The 19263-nt window shown below is 67.4% G+C and carries 18 protein-coding genes and 1 tRNA gene; 5 read left to right on the top strand and 14 right to left on the bottom strand.

Features of this window, described 5'->3' with window-relative positions:
* Positions 1–149: 149 nt before the first annotated feature.
* The 3 genes from DFR52_RS15325 to tesB form a co-directional block, all read right to left on the bottom strand.
* Positions 150–806: a hypothetical protein gene (locus DFR52_RS15325; RefSeq protein ID WP_110032804.1), complete on the bottom strand. Its 657-nt coding sequence runs from the start codon at positions 804–806 to the stop codon at positions 150–152.
* Between the two features lie 244 nt (positions 807–1050).
* On the bottom strand, positions 1051–1743 hold the full coding sequence (locus tag DFR52_RS15320; RefSeq protein WP_110032803.1) for a hypothetical protein: 693 nt from the start codon (positions 1741–1743) through the stop codon (positions 1051–1053).
* Between the two features lie 215 nt (positions 1744–1958).
* The gene (gene tesB, locus DFR52_RS15315) at positions 1959–2843 is read right to left on the bottom strand and encodes an acyl-CoA thioesterase II (RefSeq protein ID WP_110032802.1); all 885 of its coding nucleotides are present in this window, start codon (positions 2841–2843) and stop codon (positions 1959–1961) included.
* A gap of 123 nt (positions 2844–2966) precedes the next feature.
* On the opposite strand from tesB, the gene DFR52_RS15310 reads away from it, so the two are divergent.
* Positions 2967–4193 (top strand): ubiquinone biosynthesis hydroxylase, encoded by a 1227-nt coding sequence (locus tag DFR52_RS15310; protein WP_110032801.1) that lies wholly within the window; start codon positions 2967–2969, stop codon positions 4191–4193.
* A 68-nt stretch (positions 4194–4261) separates the two neighbouring features.
* Here DFR52_RS15310 and DFR52_RS15305 read toward each other — a convergent pair whose 3' ends face one another.
* The 5 genes from DFR52_RS15305 to DFR52_RS15285 form a co-directional block, all read right to left on the bottom strand.
* On the bottom strand, positions 4262–4840 hold the full coding sequence (locus DFR52_RS15305) for a TetR/AcrR family transcriptional regulator (protein ID WP_110032800.1): 579 nt from the start codon (positions 4838–4840) through the stop codon (positions 4262–4264).
* A gap of 71 nt (positions 4841–4911) precedes the next feature.
* Entirely contained in the window at positions 4912–5103 is a 192-nt protein-coding gene (locus DFR52_RS15300; protein WP_110032799.1) for a Trm112 family protein, read from the bottom strand.
* Between the two features lie 9 nt (positions 5104–5112).
* The gene (locus DFR52_RS15295) at positions 5113–5790 is read right to left on the bottom strand and encodes an LON peptidase substrate-binding domain-containing protein (protein ID WP_110032798.1); all 678 of its coding nucleotides are present in this window, start codon (positions 5788–5790) and stop codon (positions 5113–5115) included.
* Positions 5791–5868: 78 nt separating this feature from the next.
* On the bottom strand, positions 5869–6885 hold the full coding sequence (trxA, locus tag DFR52_RS15290) for a thioredoxin (RefSeq protein ID WP_110032797.1): 1017 nt from the start codon (positions 6883–6885) through the stop codon (positions 5869–5871).
* Positions 6886–6944: 59 nt separating this feature from the next.
* Complete coding sequence (locus DFR52_RS15285) at positions 6945–7445, bottom strand: prolyl-tRNA synthetase associated domain-containing protein (protein ID WP_110032796.1); 501 nt, start codon at positions 7443–7445, stop codon at positions 6945–6947.
* A 376-nt stretch (positions 7446–7821) separates the two neighbouring features.
* Between DFR52_RS15285 and DFR52_RS15280 the strand changes: the two genes are divergently transcribed.
* A tRNA-Gly gene (locus tag DFR52_RS15280) sits at positions 7822–7896 on the top strand.
* Positions 7897–8233: 337 nt separating this feature from the next.
* The gene (locus tag DFR52_RS15275) at positions 8234–8782 is read left to right on the top strand and encodes a hypothetical protein (protein ID WP_110032795.1); all 549 of its coding nucleotides are present in this window, start codon (positions 8234–8236) and stop codon (positions 8780–8782) included.
* 217 nt (positions 8783–8999) lie between these two features.
* Here DFR52_RS15275 and DFR52_RS15270 read toward each other — a convergent pair whose 3' ends face one another.
* From DFR52_RS15270 to DFR52_RS24605, 3 genes are read right to left on the bottom strand one after another with little or no spacing between them, the layout of a single operon-like run.
* Positions 9000–12377, bottom strand: coding sequence for an error-prone DNA polymerase (locus tag DFR52_RS15270; RefSeq protein ID WP_110032794.1), 3378 nt, complete (start codon positions 12375–12377; stop codon positions 9000–9002).
* Positions 12374–13945, bottom strand: coding sequence for a Y-family DNA polymerase (locus tag DFR52_RS15265; protein ID WP_170132292.1), 1572 nt, complete (start codon positions 13943–13945; stop codon positions 12374–12376). The genes DFR52_RS15270 and DFR52_RS15265 overlap by 4 nt, the downstream gene beginning before the upstream one ends.
* Positions 13830–14708, bottom strand: coding sequence for a hypothetical protein (locus DFR52_RS24605; RefSeq protein ID WP_245415351.1), 879 nt, complete (start codon positions 14706–14708; stop codon positions 13830–13832). Before DFR52_RS24605 ends, DFR52_RS15265 begins: the two co-directional genes overlap by 116 nt.
* 445 nt (positions 14709–15153) lie before the next feature.
* Between DFR52_RS24605 and DFR52_RS15260 the strand changes: the two genes are divergently transcribed.
* Complete coding sequence (locus DFR52_RS15260) at positions 15154–15591, top strand: metallopeptidase family protein (RefSeq protein ID WP_110032792.1); 438 nt, start codon at positions 15154–15156, stop codon at positions 15589–15591.
* A 1-nt stretch (position 15592) separates the two neighbouring features.
* Here DFR52_RS15260 and DFR52_RS15255 read toward each other — a convergent pair whose 3' ends face one another.
* The 3 genes from DFR52_RS15255 to DFR52_RS15245 are packed head-to-tail and all read right to left on the bottom strand — an operon-like array spanning position 15593 to position 17866.
* On the bottom strand, positions 15593–16726 hold the full coding sequence (locus tag DFR52_RS15255) for an amidohydrolase (RefSeq protein ID WP_110032902.1): 1134 nt from the start codon (positions 16724–16726) through the stop codon (positions 15593–15595).
* 13 nt (positions 16727–16739) lie between these two features.
* Positions 16740–16946 (bottom strand): DUF1737 domain-containing protein, encoded by a 207-nt coding sequence (locus DFR52_RS15250; RefSeq protein WP_110032791.1) that lies wholly within the window; start codon positions 16944–16946, stop codon positions 16740–16742.
* Positions 16943–17866 (bottom strand): HpcH/HpaI aldolase/citrate lyase family protein, encoded by a 924-nt coding sequence (locus tag DFR52_RS15245; protein ID WP_110032790.1) that lies wholly within the window; start codon positions 17864–17866, stop codon positions 16943–16945. Before DFR52_RS15245 ends, DFR52_RS15250 begins: the two co-directional genes overlap by 4 nt.
* 138 nt (positions 17867–18004) lie before the next feature.
* On the opposite strand from DFR52_RS15245, the gene DFR52_RS15240 reads away from it, so the two are divergent.
* Complete coding sequence (locus DFR52_RS15240) at positions 18005–19177, top strand: NAD(P)/FAD-dependent oxidoreductase (RefSeq protein WP_110032789.1); 1173 nt, start codon at positions 18005–18007, stop codon at positions 19175–19177.
* Positions 19178–19263: the final 86 nt, after the last annotated feature.

Genomic DNA, 19263 nt, shown 5'->3' with positions numbered 1-19263 from the left:
GGCGCCGCCGAGAGGATCGGCGGACAGATGCTGTCAGGGTTTCGAAGGGGAGTGGCACCTGCCTTCCGGCCGGTGCCACCCGGCATTTCATGACCGTGTCGGACGCCTGCCGCCACCGCCGGCAGGGGCGCGCCCTCGGCAGGCCAGGGTCAGGTGTTGAACGTGACCTGCGCGGCCAGCGATATCTTTCCCTTGTCCAGCGGCACCATGTAATAGCCGACCGTATAGGTGGCGCCGATCTGCAGCTGGATCGGAATCGTGGCGGACCCGTTCGTGTTGGGGAACGGGACATTGGCGGCGTCCAGCGGCTTGCCGTCATAGTCGGCCCGCGGCCCGTTGTAGATGCCGACCCAGTTCTTGAACGCCACAGGATTGTATTGCGGCAGGCAGCGGTAGTTGACCTTGACGGCGCCGGGTCCGATCGCCGAGAAACCCACGGTCAGGTTCTCGCTTGTCGTCTCCTGATTGTCCTTGGGCAGGTACAGGGCGGAGCAGGTCGCGCCGGGCGTGGATGCCACGGCATATCCGACGACGTAGTCCTTGCCGACATCGTAGGGGAAATTGACCCGCTGGATCCCCGTGTAGGTGTTGCCTTCGATGACCGATTCGCCGACGAAGGAATCAATGCGCTGCCACGGCACGTCCGGCCCGCCTTCCCACACATAGATCGTGTTGGAATAGTCCTTCGGACGGTTGTTGGTGAAGGTGGTGTATTGAACATCGATTCCGGCCTGGTCCTTGGAAAACAGGACCAGACTGATGGCCTGGGACGCGGCTGCTTCTTTCAGCATCAGAATGTCGGACATGCACGGTCTCCCAAGAGTTGGCGATTCACGAAAAGACGAAGCGATGACGGTATTCGGCATCGTTCGCCCGCAAGGCTGCGGGCGAATAACTTGCCGGCGACCCACACATTGGATGAATTACTTATGAGATACTATGACGAGTTTAGATTTCCGACCAAAGCCATGTCAACCTGAAATATATATAATATTTCCCGCCGAATGCTTGACATCAATTTTGCCAATTCAGGCAATGAGTTGCGGTTTACTAGGCGTTCTCAGCCAGGAAATACGCAGCTGCCCCTGATGTGGTGCGCTTCGGATCGTCTTTCGGCGCCGCCATGAAGTATAGGAGCGTGTACTGCAGGCCTGAATAGATCTTCAGATTCTGCAGTTGCACGATGCCTTCGGTCTGGTTGTCGGGAATGACCACGCTGCCGATCGGATCCACCGCGCCGGGATTCGTCTGTATTCCGCTCCACAGTCCGATCCAGTTTCCACCCGTGAGCGGACTGTAGCCCGGAAGCACGGCATACTGGATCTCGATCATCGCGGTGGTGATGTCCCGGATGGTGATCGACACGCCCTCCGGAAAGCCCGCAATCTTCGGGAAGAAGGACAGATAGGCGATCGCACACATGGTCTCGGGTCCGTCGCTGACCTGATAGGTGATCGAATAGTCGAGCAACCCGAAATCGTAGTTGTACGGAAAGGTCGTCGGCAGTGACTCGGCCTGCACCGCCGTGGTGTCCAGCGGCTTGTCATCGGGCGTCGGCGAGCTTCCCAGCCACAGCGAAATCGTGTTGCGGTTGCTGGCGGGCCGGGATCCCGGCAGCCCGTGAATAGTGACGAACACTTCGCCCTGGCTCGGATGGGTGGCTGCGATCCGGAAACAGGGCAGCGTGCCCTCCGGCAGGTCAACAGGGGTCGCCACCAGCTGTTGCGCCTTGTCATCGTTCATCGCGGTTTCGCACTCCGTCTCGCCCGGCCGATCCGTCGCCGTCCGGCACAGGATTAGCCGAAAGCGGCGGCGATGCAAAACCGGCGCCGGGCGCTGCGGCGCGCGGCGGTGCGCGCAGAGCCGCGCGATTGCTGCGCCTTACCGTGCGGAAACGTCACCCCGGCCGAGCGCCGGAACCGGGATGCGAATCCGGCTGTGCGAAGAGCGCCTTGCGCTCAGGCCTTCTCGGCACCGCGGTCGCGGATCAGCCCTTCCTGGGCCACCGACGCGATCAGCCTGCCGTCGCGGCTGTAGAGACTGCCGCGCGTGAACCCGCGCGCGCCGTTCGAATTCGGCGTGTCCATGCTGTAGAGCAGCCAGTCATCAAGCGCGCAGGGGCGGTGGAACCACATCGCGTGATCGAGGCTGGCCACCTGCAGGCTGCGGTCGAACACCGAGCGGCCATGCGGAAACAGCGCGGTGTCGAGCAGGGTCATGTCGGACAGATAGGCCAGCAGCGCCGCCTGGATGATGCGGTCGTCGGGCACGGGACCGTTGGTGCGCACCCAGACCTTCTGCTGCGGCGGCAACTTTTCGCTCGACACGTAATGGACCAGCGACAACGGCCGGATCTCGATCGGCCGCTCCCGCTCCCAGTAGCTGCGGATGTGCTCCGGCGCGCCCTTGAGAAACGCCTCGCGCATCTCCCCGGGGCCGGGAAGGTCTTCCGGCTGCGTCACCTCCGGCATCTCCATCTGGTGCTCGATCCCGGCTTCCTCGCGCTGGAACGACGCCGACAGCGAGAAGATCGCCTGGCCGTGCTGGATTGCCACCACCCGCCGGGTGGCAAAGCTCAGTCCGTCGCGAATCCGGTCGACGGTGTAGATGATGGGAGCTGCCGGATCGCCCGGACGCATGAAATAGGCGTGCAGCGAATGCACCATGCGGTCGTCGTTGACGGTGCGCTGCGCCGCCACCAGCGCCTGGCCGATGACGTGGCCGCCGAACACCCGCTGCCAGCCGACCTGCGGGCTGACGCCGCGAAACAGGTCCTGCTCAAGTGTCTCGAGATCGAGATGCGACAACAGCTGGGCCATGGCGGAGGAAGATGGGCGCGACATATTGAACCTTTGAGAAGACTGGGAGCTACAGCGCTAATGGGATATACGCAAATGCGCCGATTGCAAATTCCTGCCCCATACTGGTGGTTCAGTGAGGGCCGGAAACAGGAAAGGAAATTCGCCATGTCTGGCAAGACAGTGGACATGCTGGTCTGCGGCGGAGGCTATGTCGGCCTGGCGGTCGCGGTGGCCGTCAAGAGCTCCGCGCCGTCGCTGTCGGTGGCGGTCGTCGATGCTGCCCCCGTCGACAGCTGGCGCAAGGACCAGCGGGCTTCGGCGATCGCGGCCGCCGCCCGCCGGTTGCTGCATGCGCTGGGTCTGTGGGACTCCATCATGCCGGAGGCGCAGCCGATCACCGAGATGATCGTCACCGATTCGCGCACCGGCGATCCGGTCCGGCCGGTGTTCCTGACCTTTGACGGCGCCACCCCGGACGGCGAGCCCTTTGCCCACATGGTGCCCAATCTTGCCCTGGTGACCGCACTCAGGCAGAAGGCCGACGAACTCGGCATTGCCATCCACCAGGCCAGCGTCGCCGCCGGACTGTCGGTCGGCCCGGCTATGGCGGAAGTGACGCTTGTGGGCGGTACGGTGATGTCGGCGCGCCTGGTCGTGGCCGCCGATGGCGTTCGCTCCGCGCTTCGCGACATGGCCGGAATCCGCACCATGCACTGGGATTACGGCCAGTCGGGCATTGTCACCACGGTGGCGCATGAGCGGCCCCATGGCGGCCGCGCCGAGGAGCATTTCCTGCCGTCGGGCCCTTTCGCGATCCTGCCGCTGACCGGAAACCGCTCATCGCTTGTCTGGACCGAACGCAGCGCCGACGCCGATCGGCTGGTGGCGGGCGACGATCTGGTCTTCGAGGCGGAGCTGGAGCGGCGCTTCGGCCACCATCTGGGCGAGCTGCGGCTTGACGGCGGCCGCCGCGCCTTCCCCCTCGGCCTGACGCTGGCCCGCGAATTCGTCCGGCCGCGGCTGGCGCTTGCCGGTGACGCGGCCCATGGGGTCCATCCGATTGCCGGCCAGGGCCTCAATCTCGGCTTCAAGGACGTCGCGGCCCTCGCCGAGACGGTCGTCGAGGCGCACCGGCTCGGACTCGACATCGGCTCGCTGGCAACGCTTGAGCGCTACCAGGTCTGGCGCCGCTTCGACACGGTGCAGATGGGGGTGACCACCGACATCCTGACACGGCTGTTTTCCAACGACATCGCGCCGATCCGGCTGGCCCGCGACCTCGGGCTGGGCCTTGTCGACCGCCTGCCGCGGCTGAAATCCTTCTTCATCGCTCAGGCTGCGGGAACGACCGGCGAATCGGGGCCTCGGCTGCTCCGCGGCCAGCCGATCTGACCTGGCCGCGCCGGAGGCGATGCGGAGATGATCCGTAGCGAAGCGGCCTGGCCTGGAGGCCGGTCAGATCAGCGCGACAGCACGGGCTGCAGCGCCTGCTCGGCCCGCCGCAGGCTCTCCGACAGGATCGTCATGTCCGAGAAGGCATGGGCCAGCGCGATGCCGCCCTGCCATTCGACCACGATGGCGCGGGCCCGCGCCAGCGCCAGGGACGGACGCAGGCCGGTCTTCTGCATTTCCCGGGCCATGAAGGCGATCAGGCGCTCGAAGCTTTCCGCCGCCCGCGCCGACGCGGCGGGGGCCGGCGCGCGGAAATCCTTCACCGCCGCCGATATCGGACAGCCCCTGTCGACCCGGCTGCGGTTGGATTGTCCCAGCCGCTGCAGCAGAAACCGGATGCGCTGTCGCGGATCGGCCGCCGCCGATTCGGCTTCCCCGATCAGCGATTCGGTTTCGCGCACGAAGACATTGGCAACCGCCAGCGCCAGATCCGCCTTGGTCTTGAAATAATAGAACATGTTTCCGGCAGGAACGTCCGCGGCGGCGGCGACGTCGGCGATGCTGGTGGCGGCATAGCCTCGATGCCAGAACAGGCTGGCGGCGGCGGCCTCGATGATCTCGCGCTTGGCGTCGCCCTTCTTGCCCATCCGTCCCTGCCGTTGCCGATTAATTGGTGGGTCAACTTACTGTCAGGCGGGCGGTCGATCCAGCGGCAAGTTCAGTCCTGAAGCGGCCGGGCCTCGGAGACCAGCATGATCGGAATGCCGTCGCGGACCGGGAAGGCGAGCCGGGCGCGTTCGGAGACCAGTTCGCCGGCTTCGCGGTCATAGGTGAGATTGCCATGGGTCAGCGGACAGACAAGCAGTTCGAGAAGCTTGGGGTCGATGGCGCCGCTCTGCCGGTCCGTCATGGCTTGCTCCTATTGCAGGATCTGGTCGAAATCATCGGAATCGCGCACCAGCGCGAATTCGGTGATGGCAATCAGGGTTTCGGCGCGGGTCTTCAGATCGCCGGCTTCCAGCAGCGCCTGCTTTTCCGCCGGCCCGTAGGGCGACATCATCGCCAGCGAATTGACCAGGGTCGCGGTGCTGGCGCGCTCGACGCTCTTCCAATCCGCCTCCAGATTGTTGGCGTCGAGATAGGCGCGGAAGCTCGCCAGCAGGGCGGCGCGATCGACATCGGCGGCCTCGAGGCTGTCGTGGAGATCGCCCAGGAAGGGCGAGATCCGGCAGCAACGGTAGGGTTTGCGGCCCGAGGGGACTTCCTCGATCACGCGGAAGCGGGCGATCCCGCTCAGCGTGATGACGTAGCGGCCGTCCCCTGCCTCCCCCAGCGAGGTGATTCGGCCGAGGCAGCCGACGGGGCAGAGGTCGGCGACCTTGCCCTGATGGGCGGAGCCATGCTCCAGCGCCGGCTGGATGATGCCGATGACGCGGTCGCCCGCCAGGCAGTCATCGATCATCGCCAGATAGCGCGGCTCGAAGATGTTCAGCGGCAGCTGCGTGCCCGGCAGCAGCAAGGCGCCCTCGAGCGGAAACACCGGCACCACTTCCGGAATGTCCGCTTCGACGCGATAGGCCCTGTTGCCGACTTGCATGGATCATGCTCCCCTTGGGTGATGGGGAAGATGTGGCGCGCGGGCAGCGAATCTCAAGGGCCGTCTCCGGTTTGGCGGTCAGGAAAACAGCATCGACGACAATTGCCGCCGCGCCGCCAGCGTTGCCGGATCCATCGCTCCCCAGGCCTCGAAGAATTCGAGCAGGGTGCGGCGCGCCTTGTCGTCGCTCCAGCCGCGCTGCTTGCGCATGATGGCGAAGAGCTGCTCGGCCGCTCCGTCGCGGTCGCCCCTGGCATTGCAGATCTTGGACAGGCTGATCCGGGCCTCGTGATCGTTCGGATCCGCGCTGATCCGCGCCTCGAATTCGGCCGGGTCGCCCAGCGCGGCGACGTCACGCGCCAGTTCGAGCTGCTTGATGGCGGCACTCGTCTCGGTCGCCTTGCGCGCCGCGTCGTCGAGACCCTCGAGCAGTTCGGCCGCTGCATCCAGCGCACCCGCCGAGATCATGCAGGAGGCCAGCCCGCCAGCGGCGGCCGCGTGCGACGGATCGGCGTCGAGGATGGCGGCAAAGCCCTGGGCCGCCCGCTCGAGATCGCCTTCGGCCTGGGCGGCTCTCGATTGTTCGAGCACCAGGGCGATGCGCTCCGCGTCAGCCGTCTCGCCGGCGTCGGCGGGTCCGGCGAGCCGGTCGATGAACTGGCGCAGCTGGCTCTCGGGCACGGCGCCCATGAAACCGTCGACCGGCTTTCCGTTGACGAAGGCGACGACCGCGGGGATCGACTGCACGCCCATCTGTCCCGGAATCGCCGGGTGATCGTCGATGTTGAGCTTGACCAGCCTGACCCGGCCGCGGGCATCGCGGACCGCCTTTTCGATCATCGGAGTCAGCTGCTTGCAGGGGCCGCACCAGGGGGCCCAGAAATCCACCAGGACCGGCTGCCGGCGCGAGGCTTCGATCACGTCGCGCACGAAGTCGGCGGTGGTGGTGTCCTTGATCAGGTCGGCGGTCGCATCAGCCTCGCCGACGAGGCCGGAGGGCTGAGCGGCGCGGGACGGCGCGGCGCCGCCGAAACTCACCGTGCCGCTCATCTGGCCATGGTCGGCCGGGGCGTAGGGATTGTCATTGCTCATGATTGCGTTCCATTGCTGCCGCTCCGGGCGTTGTATGCAGATTGGGTTTCAGGCATCCGGTTTCAAGACGACACCTTCAGCACCAGCGGCGTATGGCCGGTGTGGGCGAGAAACACTAGCAGGTCCTCGCGCCCGACCGAAGTGGTGGCGTCGTTCATCAGCGGATGGCCGTTGATGACGTCATGCGCCATCAGCGGGGCGTCGAGCACGATGGTCACCCGGTGATCGCTGTCGTTGATGGCCGCAAACACCGTGACCGCCCCGGGAATGACGCCGAGCATCTCCATCAGCGCCTCCGGCCTTCCGAACGAGACACGACCGCTGGCCCCGATCAGGGTGTGGATCGACTTGAGGTCGACCACTGCGTCCTCTTCCAGCGTGACGAGGAAATAGGCGCCCTTCTTGTCCTTGAGAAACAGGTTTTTGGTATGCCCGCCCGGGATCTGGTCGCGAAGGGACTGCGATTCGGCCACCGTGAAGACCGGCGGGTGTCGCTTCGTGCTGTGGGCGATGCCCAGTGCGTCGAAGCATGCGAACAGGTCGTCCTGGGTTCTCGCTGGCATGAATTCCCCCGATTGGTGCGCGGCCCTGCCGCGGACGCCGGCTTGTGGCACGAACGGTGGTTCGAGACGGCAGGGATTTGGCCACCTTGATAGGGATCTCGGGGCGGATGCGCAATGGCGGCGGGGCCGCAGGTCACGGCTTTCGCCGCCCGGACGGCTATCCGGCGGTCCCGGGGAGCGGGTCCGGGAGGCCGTCCGGGGCTGGCCGGACCTGTATCCCGCAGGCGCGGCGGTCGGCCGTTGCCTTGATGATGGATTTTCACCCGCCGGGACGGAATTGCCTGTTGCAATTCAATCCAGCTTGCGCCATATAGCGCCGGTCCGGGCCCTTTGGGGCACGGATGGCCGGTCCGGACACCCACGGGCCTGGTGATGAGCGGGCGTAGCTCAGGGGTAGAGCACAACCTTGCCAAGGTTGGGGTCGGGCGTTCGAATCGCCTCGCCCGCTCCAGATCCCTCCGGATCTGACATGCTGACAGGCTCGGGAAACCGGGCCTTTTTGCTGTCTTGGCTCCTGCGGCCATCTCCCCATCATGCAACCGGTCCTGCCTTGTCGCGCCTCTAGCGCAGTCGGCATCGGGCAACTCGGTGTGGCGCCGTGTCCGTGCGAGCCATCCGGAACCGGCCGCATCGTGGCGGGACTCGTTAAAATTTTCTGCAGATTGATCATGGTTCGTTAATAACGCTCGGGAAATCAAGATCTTGCCGGAACCGCGGAGACTGTTTCCCGTTTTCTTCTTGCCGGTCGCAAATGGCCGATCCTCGAAAGATCAACCAAGGAGACTGTCATGACAACCATCATTCGATCCATGTCCGGAATCCTGGCTGCGGGCGCGCTCGTTCTCAGCCTCGGCATTCCGGCCGGCGCGGCCGGCCTCGGCGTCGGTGCTTCGGTCGGCGGGTCCGGCGGAGTCAGCGCCGGCGCCGGCGCTTCGGCCGGCGGCGGTTCGGGCATCGACGCGGGCGCCGGCGCGTCCATCGGCGGCGGTTCGGGTATCGATGCCGGCGCGGGCGCATCCATCGGCGGCGGCTCCGGCGTGAACGCGGGCGCCGGCGCGTCCGTCGGGGGCGGCTCGGGTGTCAATGCAGGCATCGGTGTCAATGCGGGCGACGATGTCGATGCGGGTGTCGGCGTGGGCATAGGCGGCGCCACGCCGGGTTCCCCGGCAGCCCCGGGCACCCCTGCCGATCCCGGCCTGTCCGGGGTGGTGTCAGCCATGTCGGACTCCGAGCTTGAGCAGAACAAGCGTCGCTGCGGTCCGGTGCTGGCCAGTCCCGGCGGCTACGAAAACAGCCTGGTCGCCCTTTGCAGGCTGGTGGAAACCGCCAGCCGCTGACGGCGGCCGCACACACGAACCGAACACGGCCGCTCCGCACCCGGAGCGGCCGTTCTGACGAAGGCGCACAGGCAAGGCGAGGCCTTGGCTGCGTCGCCCCGTCGCGCGGGCCTCGCCGACGCGCAGCCACCGCGTGAAGCGCGGGCCTTTCCCGGAATCGGAGAGGCTCCGGTTTGGGTTTGTCTGCGGCGCGGGAAATTCCCGTCCCGGCACAGGCTCAATGGAAATTCCGTCCCTTCGGCATCACGCTGGCGCTCTCCGGATGCGGGGCGCGCTGCGGCCGCGGGGCATCCGCCTCGGCCTGGAGCGCCCTAGCGGCGCGCTCACCGGGCCGCTTCAGCGTGCGCATGTCCATCACCGGCCGCTTGACCTCGTCGGCGCGGGCCAGGCTCTCGAGGCCGCTCGAATCAGCCTGCAGCAGCGCGAGGTCGGCTGTGATGTCGTCGATCCGGTCGGCCACCACGTGGATGACGCCGGATTCGTTCTGCAGCCGTCCCTCGACGCGAATCAGCCGCGAACCGAGCACTGCGCGGCGGTGGAGCTCGAAGGTCTTCGGCCAGACGATGATGTTGGCGACGCCGGTCTCGTCCTCCAGCGTCATGAAGATCACCCCCTTGGCCGAGCCCGGGCGCTGGCGCACCAGCACCAGGCCGGCGACGCAGACCCGCCTGCCGGTCCGCATGTCGTTGAGCTCCGCATTGGCCAGCACGCCCGTCCGCCGGAGCCGGTCCCGCAGGAACTCGACCGGATGCGCCTTGAGCGACAGGGACAGGTGGCGGTAGTCGTGGACCACCTGCTCGCCGGGCAGCATGGGCGGCAGGGCCATCTCCGCCTCGGCCTCGATGTCGCGGCCGTCGGAGCGGTCGAAGAGAGGCAGCCGCTCGACGGCGCCCGCCTGGTCGAGCGCCTTGGCAGCCCAGAGCGCCGCCCGCCGGTCGAGACCGAGCGAGCCGAAGGCGTCGGCGTCGGCCAGCCGCTCGACCGCGGCCCTGCTGAGTCCGCTGCGCAGCCACAGGTCGCGCACCGAATCATATCCGGCGCCGCGCGCCGCCTCCAGCCGCTGCATGTCCTCCAGGCGGGCGCCCTTGATCTGCCGTAACCCCAGCCGCACCGCATGGCGGCTGCGGATCAGCGCGCGCATCTCCCGGTGCCGCGGAGCCATGGCGCCTGTATCAAACCGGCCGGCCTCGAGCGTGCAGTCCCAGTGCGACTGGTTGACGTCCACCGGCCTGAGCTCGACGCCATGCTCGCGCGCATCGCGCACCAGTTGCGCGGCGGCGTAAAAGCCCATCGGCTGGGCGTTGAGGATGGCGGCGCAGAACACGTCCGGATAGACCGCCTTGAACCAGGCCGAGGCATAGACCAGCAGCGCGAAGGACGAGGCGTGGCTTTCGGGAAAGCCGTACTCTCCAAACCCCTCGATCTGCTTGAAACAGCGCTCAGCGAACTCCCGCTCATAGCCCCTGGCGGCCATGCCCTCGACCATCTTGCGCTGGAAGGTGTGGATCGTGCCGACGCGCCGGAAGGTGGCCATGGCGCGCCGCAGCTTGTCGGCCTCGCCGGGCGTGAAGCCGGCGGCGACGATGGCGATCTTCATCGCCTGTTCCTGGAACAGCGGCACGCCGAGCGTCTTGCCGAGCACCGCTTCCAGTTCGGCGCTGGGATAGCTCACCTCCTCCCTGCCCTGGCGGCGGCGGAGATAGGGATGGACCATGTCGCCCTGGATCGGCCCGGGGCGGACGATCGCCACCTCGATGACGAGATCGTAGAAGCAGGCGGGCTTGAGCCGCGGCAGCATGGTCATCTGCGCCCGGCTTTCGATCTGGAACACGCCCACCGTGTCGGCGCGCTGGATCATGGCGTAGACCTCGGTCGCCTCCTTCGGAATCGAGGCGAGGCTGAGCCGCCGGTCATAGTGCCGTTCCAGCAGCTTGAAGCCCTTGGCCAGGCAGGTGAGCATGCCCAGCGCCAGGATGTCGATCTTGAGAATGCCGAGCGAATCCAGATCGTCCTTGTCCCACTCCACCATTGTGCGCGCCTCCATGGCGGTGTTCATCACCGGCACCACCTCGTCGAGCCTGTCGCGGGTGATGACGAAGCCGCCGACATGCTGCGACAGATGCCGGGGGAAGCCCGCCAGCCGGCCGGCATGGTCGATCACCTGGCGGGTGGTGGGATCGCGCATGTCAAGACCGGCCTCCTCGGCCTCGCGCGCGGCGGGCGTCTCCGACCAGCCCCAGACCGAGCCCGACAACGCCGACACCGCGTCCTCCGACAGGCCGAAGGCCTTGCCAGCCTCCCGGGCCGCCGAACGCGCCCGGTAGGTGATCACGGTGGCAGCGAGGCCCGCATGCTCGCGGCCGTATTTGGCATAGATGTACTGGATCACCTCCTCGCGCCGCTCATGCTCGAAGTCGACGTCGATGTCGGGGGGCTCGCGCCTTTCGGGCGAGATGAAGCGCTCGAACAGCAGATCGGTGAGCGCCGGGTCCACCTCGGTGATGCCGATGCAGAAGCAGACGGTGGAGTTGGCCGCCGAGCCGCGGCCCTGGCAGAGGATGGCTTGCGAGCGGGCAAACCGGACGATGTCCCAGACCGTGAGGAAATAGGGGGCGTAGCCCAGCTCCTCGATCAGCGCCAGCTCGTGCACGATCTGGGTCCTGACCCGTTCCGGAACGCCCTGCGGATACCGCGTCGCCGCTCCCTCCCAGGCCAGCCGTGTCAGCATCTGCTGCGGCGAGCCGTTGCCGAAAGTATCCTCGGGATACTGGTAGCGCAGCTCGTCGAGACTGAAGCCGAGCTCGGCGGCAAGGCAGAGCGACTGCTTGAGCGCCTGAGGATGGTCGCGCAGCAGCCGCGCCATGTCGGCTGCGCCCTTGAGATGCCGCTCCGCATGCGCCGCCAGCAGGGAGCCCGCCCGGGCCACCGGCACATGGTGGCGGATCGAGGTCAGCACATCGGCCAGCGCCCGCCGCGAGACGTCGTGGCACAGGGCGTCGTTGCTGGCCATCAGCGCCACGCCGGCGCCGGCGGCGACCTGCGCCAGGCGCGCCATGCGGATGCGGTCGAAGCCGTCATGGCCGGGAACCAGCCCCAGCCGCACCGCCTTGCCGAAGCCGGCCCTGATCTCGTCCAGGACCGCGCCAAGCGGGCGACGGCCGCCATCCGTTGCTTGATGGCCCGCCGGTTCATCGCCTGGCCCCTGGCCGAGATCCGGCATCACCACCAGCCCCATGTCGCCGCCGCCCTCGAGCAGGTCGGGCAGGTCGAGCCTGCAGGCGCCCTTTTCGCTGCGCCGGTTGCCCAGCGTCAGCAGCCGGCAGAGATGACCCCATCCCTTGCGTGTCTGCGGATAGGCGAGAATGTCGGGCGTGCCGTCGGAAAACACCAGCCGCGCCCCGGGATGGAAGGCGAGACCGGCCTCCTTGGCCGCCATATGGGCCCGCACCACGCCCGCCACCGTGTTGCGGTCGGCCAGCCCCAGGCCTGCAAGGCCCAGCCGGGATGCCGCCACCGCCATTTCCTCGGGATGCGACGCGCCCTCGAGAAAGGAGAAATTGCTGCGCGCGCCGAATTCGGCAAAGCCGGTGTTCATCCGAACAGCCCGTGCATGAACCAGCGCGGCGTCGCCACATCGCGCTCGTAGAGGCCCTCGCGAAACAGCCAGAACCGACGCCCCGAATCATCCTCGACGCGGTAATAGTCCCTGGCCGGCGCATCTTCCCCGTCGATCCACCATTCGGCGGCAATCCGTTCCGGCCCCTCGGCCCGCGTCACCCGGTGATGGCTGCGACGCCAGCGGAAGGTGACCGGCGGCCCTTCCGGCACCTCGGCCACGGCGGTGACGGGTTCGGGGTGCCGGAACAGCCGCACCGGCCGCGCCGCCGCATGGGTTATGGCCGGGCCGGGGCCGGAAGTCCCACCCTCCACGAAGGGCGCCAGCGAACTGGCGCGCTCGGGCACATGGCTGGCATGGTGCTGCGGCATCAGCACCCGGTCGGCGCCCAGCCGCGCCGTCAACCGGTCGGCCAGCGCCGCCAGCGTCTCGTCGGCCTCCGCGCTGCCGGAAAAATCCGCCTGGGCGGCATCGAGAGGTTCGAACACCAGCACGCACAGCCGCACGGTTTCAAATCCGAATCCGGCTTCGATCTCGTCGTGCACGGCCGCCAGCCGCTCGGCGAACAGACCGCGCAGCCGCGCCGGATCGCGCAGCGGCCGGGCGGCGCCGACCCGGATGCGGACAACCGCGCCATCGACGCGAAACAGCTGCAGTTCCAGCTCGCGGGCGCCGGCGCCACGCCGTTCGAGCGAGGGACGGAGACTGTCGGCCAGTTGTCCGGTCAGCGCCTCGATCGCCTCGCGGCTCACCACCGGTTCGGTCAACCGCCGCTCCGCCGTCAGGGCCGCCACCGGGCGTCGTGGCGACACCGGCTCCTCCTCGATTCCCGTCATCTGGTCGAGCCGCACCAGCAGCAGCGGCCCGAAGCGCCGGGCCAGCGGCTTGCGCGGAGCGCCGATCAGGTCGCCGATGCGGCTCAGGCCGACGCGGGTCAGGGCAGCCACGTCGGCGGGCGGCAGCCGCAGGGCCGCCACCGGCAGCGACGGAATGATGTCGCCGCAGTCATCGGCGCCCATGTCGGAGACCACATGGCCGCTGTCATGCCGGGCCAGCGCCCAGGCCAGGCCCGGCGTGCCGGCAATCGCCGCCCTGGCATCGACCCCCAGATGGAACAGCCGGGTGAGACAGTCATCGAGCAGCGCCCTTTCGCCGCCGAAGAGATGGGCGCAGCCGGAAATGTCGAGAAACAGTCCGTCGGGACGATCCATGCCCACCAGCGGCGTGTAGCGGTCGGCCCAGTCGGCGACGGCGTCGAGGAACCGCTGGTCGGCCGCGAGGTCGGACGGAACCACGTCCAGCAACGGACAGATCGCCCGCGCCTCGGCCACGCCGTGGCCGGGCCGCACCCCCTGGCTGCGGGCATGCTCGTCTACGGCCAGCAGCCGGAGGGCGGAGCCGACCCGCTCGCTGCAGGCAATGGGCGGCGCCTCAGGACGCCCGCGGGAGCGCCAGGACACGCCCCATCGCATCCGCGCGATGCGGTCCGTCGGCAGATGCGGAAAGGCGAGGGCGAGAATCCGCCGGCTGCCCGGAACCGGCGGCATGGCCTGCAGCGCAGGGTCGGATGTCAAGACGGCATTCATGGCGGTTCCACTCCAGGATCAGCGACAACGGGGCAGGGAGACGACTTTTTTCCAGCGTCACGGCAAAGGCGGGGCGGCCGATGCTGCCGGCAAGCCTGCCGCCGTCGGGCAGGCGGCGCAGGCCGGCGGGTGCGGCCCCGATGTGAAACCGCGCCGGCGCAGCCCCCGCCTCGGCCTCGCCGGTCTGCCTGAGCAGCAGCAGCGGGCGGCCGGCCTGGCGGGCGCGGAACTGCAGCCGCCGGCTTTCGGTCAGGCCGAAACAGCCGGGATTGCCGCGCAGTTCGAGAATCGTCATGCCGATGCCTGCCGTCCCGGCGGCCGCTTCCGCCGCCCACAGCGCATCCGCCGTCCGGCGCGGATGCACGATCAGGATCTGCCGCGGGCCCGGCGCCAGGCCCGACAGTCCCGGCATCCAGGGCTCGCCGCCCTCGGCGCGCGCGTCGGCGGCGGCGATCCACACCAGCGCTCCGCCCAGCCTGGGCTGGTGTTTGAGCAGCATGGCGGCGAGCACCCAGGCAAAACCGCAGGCTGCCCCCCAGTCGCGGCTTTCCGCCGCCCGGATCTCGGTCATGCCCGCCATCGGGAAGCCTCCGCCCAGCGCCCCGTCCAGCGGCGGCAGCCCCAGCATCACGGCGTCCTGCGTCTCGCCGGCGAAATCGGCCGCCATAGCCTGTTGCCGGGTCTTGGGCAGCGTGCTTTCAAGCCGGTTGATGGTGTCGCGCAAGACAGCAAGGCTCCCTCGCGCCGCAGCGTGGTGTGCCAAGGCGTCAAACTCCCGTATGTTCTCTTTATGTTCCTATGGATTCCAGAGCACCGCCGAAGAGTCAAGCGCCATCACATATGAATTTATTCTCACTTCCGGCCCGCCTGCGAGGGGTCGGATTTGTTGATTTGTATTCAATGGATTGCACGGACACTGCAGCGGATTGTGGGGAAACCGGCTTCGCGAGATCCTGACATCAGGATAATATTCACAAGAAGCCGAGGGCCTGGCGCGCAGCGCCCGCCATCTCGCGCGCCGGGACAAACCGCCGCGACCAGGCGACGCGACGGCCTCCGTCAGGGCGACCGGCATCAACCATCATTGCAACTCCGAGAGCCGCAGGCCTCGCAAACCCGGCCATTTTAGCCTATATGCCGGCAGGACAGCAACAGGACCATACCAGCCAATGGCGCGCATCGACCAGACAGGGGATTGGGAAGACCGGCATGCACCGGGACTCGGAGAGTTCGAATCGCTGGCCATAGCTGCCTATGCCCGCCTGCCCGACCAGTTCCGCAGCCTCACCGGCGACCTCATCATCGAGATCGAGGATTTCCCCAGCGACGAGATCTTCGAGGACATGGGGCTGGAAACCCCCTTCGACCTTCTCGGCCTGTTCGAGGGCATCGGCATTTCGGAACGGTTCACCATCGAGACCGGCCAGATTCCCAACCGCATCATGCTCTACCGGCGGCCGATCATCGACTACTGGGCCGAGAACGACGAGACGCTGGGCGACATCATCACCCATGTGCTGATCCATGAAATCGGCCATCATTTCGGCCTTTCCGATGACGACATGGAAAGCATCGAGGCCGCCGCCGACGAAGCCGCGGCGCAATAGATCAGCCGCAGAGCGCGCGCGCCACCCGCTCGAACATCCGCACCCCGAGCGGAATGAGCGCGTCGGGAAAATCGTAGTCCGGATTGTGCAGCCGCGGATACCCCTCGCCGGCGCCCAGAACGAACAGCGCCGCCTTCGACGCGGACCCGAAGCGTCCGAAATCCTCCGACCAGCGAAACGGCAGGCCGACCTCGGCGCGCGGCAGGCCCTCGGCCTCGACCGCCGCCTCCACCAGCGCGCTGGCCTCGGCATCGTTGTGGCAGGCGGCGAAGCCGTCGCTGAGCCGGCATTCGACGGCCAGTCCCGCCGCCTCCGCCAGCGAGCGGGCCAGCGCCTCGGCTTCCGAAAGCAGCCGCGCCTGGATCGGGTCGCTGATGCTGCGGATCGTCGCCCAGACATCCGCCTCCCCCGGCGCGATGCCGAAGGCCGCCTCTCCCAGCCGCGCATGCACCAGCGTCACCAGCGCGTCTTCGGGCGCGATCCCGAGCCTGGCCGGCAACAGCGGCAATGCCGTGACCAGCTGGCACATCACCGCGGCCGGGCTGATGCCGGCCTCCGGCTGCGAGGCATGGGCGGTCTTGCCCGTGAGCCGGATCGCCAGGCCTTCTGAGGCAAAGTTGAAGGCGCCGGCGCGCACGCCGACATGGCCCAGCGGCAGGCCGGGAAGATTGTGCAGGGCGAAGGCGTAGTCCGGCACGATCGCCGCAAACCCCGGATCGGCGATCACCGCGGCGGCGCCGGCGCCGGTCTCCTCGGCCGGCTGGAACATCAGCACCACACGGCCGCGGGCCGGCCGCCGCGCCGCCATGCGCGCGCCCAGGCCGCAGAGAATGGCCATATGCCCGTCATGGCCGCACAGATGCGCCCGTCCCTCGATCTCCGACCGCCAGGCGACGCCGGGCAGTTCGGCGATCGGCAGCCCATCGAGTTCCGACCGAAACAGCACCGTGGGCCCCTCTACGCCGCTGTCAAACACAGCCGCCACGCCGTGACCGCCGAGCCCGGCGATGATCCGGTCAGGCCCGAAGCCCGCCAGCACGACCGCAATGCGGCCGGCCGTTTCCGCTTCCGCCCCTGAAATCTCCGGCATCCGGTGCAGCGCATGCCGCAGTCGCGTCAGCCCCTCGGTATCCATGACCGGCTCCACGTCACTGCTCCCCAAGTTTCATGTCCGGGTCGTACTCCTTGCCCTCGACCTCCTTGCAGACGGCCTGGCCGCACTGCATCACCCCCGTGCCGGCATTGAAGCCGTAGGCGGGGCTGCCATGCAGCGCCCAGCCCCGGTTGAGCGCCAGCGTGACCCGGTGGCAGAAGGCCGAATCATCCGGGCCGGTGATAAAACGATAGACTTTCATGCCTGTGTCTCCGTGGGTGAGCCGTCGAGAACGGCGATCCGCCGCGCTTTTTCGATCAGGTCCTGCGCCATGTCGGCGTGCAGCCGCTCGACCATGCGACCATCAATGCCGATGACGCCGAGGCCGGCATTTTCGGGAAGCGCGAAGGCGGCGACGATCGCCTCGGCCTCGGCAAGGCGTGCCGGGTCGATGCCGAAGATGCGGTTGGCCTCCGCGATCTGTCCGGGATGGATCAGGGTCTTGCCCTCGAATCCCATCGCCCGCCCGTCCCGGCATTCGGCCAGAAAGCCGTCGCTGTCGCGAAAATCATTGTAGACGCCGTCGATGACGTCGAGCCCGTAGGCCTTGCCGGCGAGCAGGATCTGCATCAGCCATGTCGAAAGATACGGCCGCCCCGGCATCTGCAGCGCGCCGGTTTCCTTTATAAGGTCATTGGTACCGGTAACGAAACAATCGAGCAGCGAACCCTGCGTGCGGGCATGCCGGGCGATCTGCCCGGCATTCATCACCCCGCGCGGGGTCTCGATCATCGCCCAGAGCCGCAGGTCGGAGGGGGCATCGGTCTGCTGCAGCGCGTCGGCCACCGAGGCGATGTCGTCCGGTTCGTCGACCTTCGGAATCAGGATGGCATGCGGACGGCAGGCGCGGGCGGCCAGGAAATCCTCGCCGAACCAGGCGGTCTGCAGGCCGTTGACGCGGATGATCATCTCCTTGCCGCCGAAATCGCCCTCGGCGAAGAACCGGCGCAACGCCTCGCGCGCCGGCCCCTTGTCCGCGGGCATCACCGCGTCCTCCAGGTCGAGGATGACGGCGTCGCAGGCAAGGCTGCGCACCTTGGCGAGGGCCTTGGCGTTGCTGGCGGGCACGTAGAGCACCGAACGCCGGGGCCGGACGGGACGGGAGGAATCGATTGCGGTCATGGCTCCGTTTTGCCTGCTGGCGTCCGTGCTTGCAAGAGCCCCGCCAGCAGTCCTGCGGCGGCGGAATTTCCTTGCCCTGCCGCTTGCGTCATGCTCAAGCCTGCGCAACTCTCCGCCGTCCGTCATCAATGGTGTTTCATGCAGCATTCCTTCGACATTGTCATCGCCGGTGGTGCCATCATGGGCGCATCCGTCGCCCATTTCCTGCGCGAGCTCGGCTTTGGCGGCTCCATTGCCCTCGTCGAGCCCGATCCCGCCTTCCATCAGGCGGCCACCACCCTGTCGGCGGCATCGATCAGGCAGCAGTTCTCCGAGCCCGAGAACATCCGCCTGTCCCAGTTCGGGCTGGACTTCATCCGCGCCCTGCCAGATCGTTTCGGTCCCGACTCGGACATCGGTTTCATCGAGAACGGCTATCTCATTCTCGCCAGCGAGCAGGGCCGGGAGCTGCTGAGGGCCAATCACCGCACCCAGACCGCCATGGGAGCCGACATCGAACTGCTGGAAGGCGCGGATCTCACAGCCCGCTTCGACTGGCTGAACCCCGAGGGTCTGGCCGCCGGCGCCCATGGCCGCAGCGGCGAAGGCTGGTTCGACGCGCACCGGCTGCTGGCGATCATCCGCCGCGGCCTCGCAGACAGGCAGGTGAGTCTCATCCGCGACCGGGTCGTGTCGGTCACGAAATCAAATTCGCGGATCCGTTCGGTCGGCCTGGCATCCGGGGACGTGCTCGATTGCGGCGTGCTAGTCAATGCAGCCGGCCCGCAGGCCGGACAACTCGCCGCGCTGGCCGGACTTGCGCTGCCGGTGGAGCCGCGCAAGCGCACTGTCTTCGTGTTCTCCGCCCGCAGCGAAATTCCGCGGATGCCGCTGACCGTCGACACCACCGGCCTCTATGTCCGACCGGAAGGCAGGTTCTTCATTTCCGGCTGCTCCCCGAACGAAGCCGATGACGGCACCGCGCGCGGCGGCGACTTCGAGCCGGATTACGACCTTTTCGATGAGATCATCTGGCCCGGTCTCGCCCACCGTATTCCCGCCTTCGAGGCGATTCGCTTCGAGCGGGCCTGGGCCGGCCATTACGACTACAACACGCTGGACCAGAATGCGGTCATCGGCCCGCATCCGGAAATCTCCAACTTCATCTTCATCAACGGCTTTTCCGGCCATGGGCTGCAGCAGGCGCCGGCCGCAGGACGGGCCATTGCCGAGCATCTGATAAACGGCCGCTATGTCAGCATCGATTGCAGCCGTTTCGGCTACGAGCGCATTGCAGAGGCCCGTCCGTTCCGGGAGCTCAATGTTATTTGATCAGCCGTGATCGGCCGTCTCCCGACGCCTTCTTGAAGCCATGATCGGATGATCCCATATCAGCATGAGCAATCGGGAGTTTGGAC

Origin of the sequence: Hoeflea marina, assembly GCF_003182275.1 — a bacterium.
Taxonomy (GTDB): Bacteria; Pseudomonadota; Alphaproteobacteria; order Rhizobiales; family Rhizobiaceae; genus Hoeflea; species Hoeflea marina.
This window is presented reverse-complemented; position numbering and strand designations above follow the sequence as displayed.

Coding starts and splice junctions, on each gene's coding strand:
- DFR52_RS15265 (WP_170132292.1), bottom strand. CDS start 13,945: ATGCCGCCGGTTCCGGGCAGCCGGCGGATTCTCGCCCTCGCCTTTCCG.
- DFR52_RS15245 (WP_110032790.1), bottom strand. CDS start 17,866: ATGACCGCAATCGATTCCTCCCGTCCCGTCCGGCCCCGGCGTTCGGTG.
- DFR52_RS15270 (WP_110032794.1), bottom strand. CDS start 12,377: ATGAACACCGGCTTTGCCGAATTCGGCGCGCGCAGCAATTTCTCCTTT.
- DFR52_RS15320 (WP_110032803.1), bottom strand. CDS start 1,743: ATGAACGATGACAAGGCGCAACAGCTGGTGGCGACCCCTGTTGACCTG.
- DFR52_RS15275 (WP_110032795.1), top strand. CDS start 8,234: ATGACAACCATCATTCGATCCATGTCCGGAATCCTGGCTGCGGGCGCG.
- DFR52_RS15325 (WP_110032804.1), bottom strand. CDS start 806: ATGTCCGACATTCTGATGCTGAAAGAAGCAGCCGCGTCCCAGGCCATC.
- DFR52_RS15285 (WP_110032796.1), bottom strand. CDS start 7,445: ATGCCAGCGAGAACCCAGGACGACCTGTTCGCATGCTTCGACGCACTG.
- DFR52_RS15300 (WP_110032799.1), bottom strand. CDS start 5,103: ATGACGGACCGGCAGAGCGGCGCCATCGACCCCAAGCTTCTCGAACTG.
- DFR52_RS15310 (WP_110032801.1), top strand. CDS start 2,967: ATGTCTGGCAAGACAGTGGACATGCTGGTCTGCGGCGGAGGCTATGTC.
- DFR52_RS15305 (WP_110032800.1), bottom strand. CDS start 4,840: ATGGGCAAGAAGGGCGACGCCAAGCGCGAGATCATCGAGGCCGCCGCC.
- DFR52_RS15260 (WP_110032792.1), top strand. CDS start 15,154: ATGGCGCGCATCGACCAGACAGGGGATTGGGAAGACCGGCATGCACCG.
- DFR52_RS15240 (WP_110032789.1), top strand. CDS start 18,005: ATGCAGCATTCCTTCGACATTGTCATCGCCGGTGGTGCCATCATGGGC.
- DFR52_RS15255 (WP_110032902.1), bottom strand. CDS start 16,726: ATGGATACCGAGGGGCTGACGCGACTGCGGCATGCGCTGCACCGGATG.
- tesB (WP_110032802.1), bottom strand. CDS start 2,843: ATGTCGCGCCCATCTTCCTCCGCCATGGCCCAGCTGTTGTCGCATCTC.
- DFR52_RS15250 (WP_110032791.1), bottom strand. CDS start 16,946: ATGAAAGTCTATCGTTTTATCACCGGCCCGGATGATTCGGCCTTCTGC.
- DFR52_RS15295 (WP_110032798.1), bottom strand. CDS start 5,790: ATGCAAGTCGGCAACAGGGCCTATCGCGTCGAAGCGGACATTCCGGAA.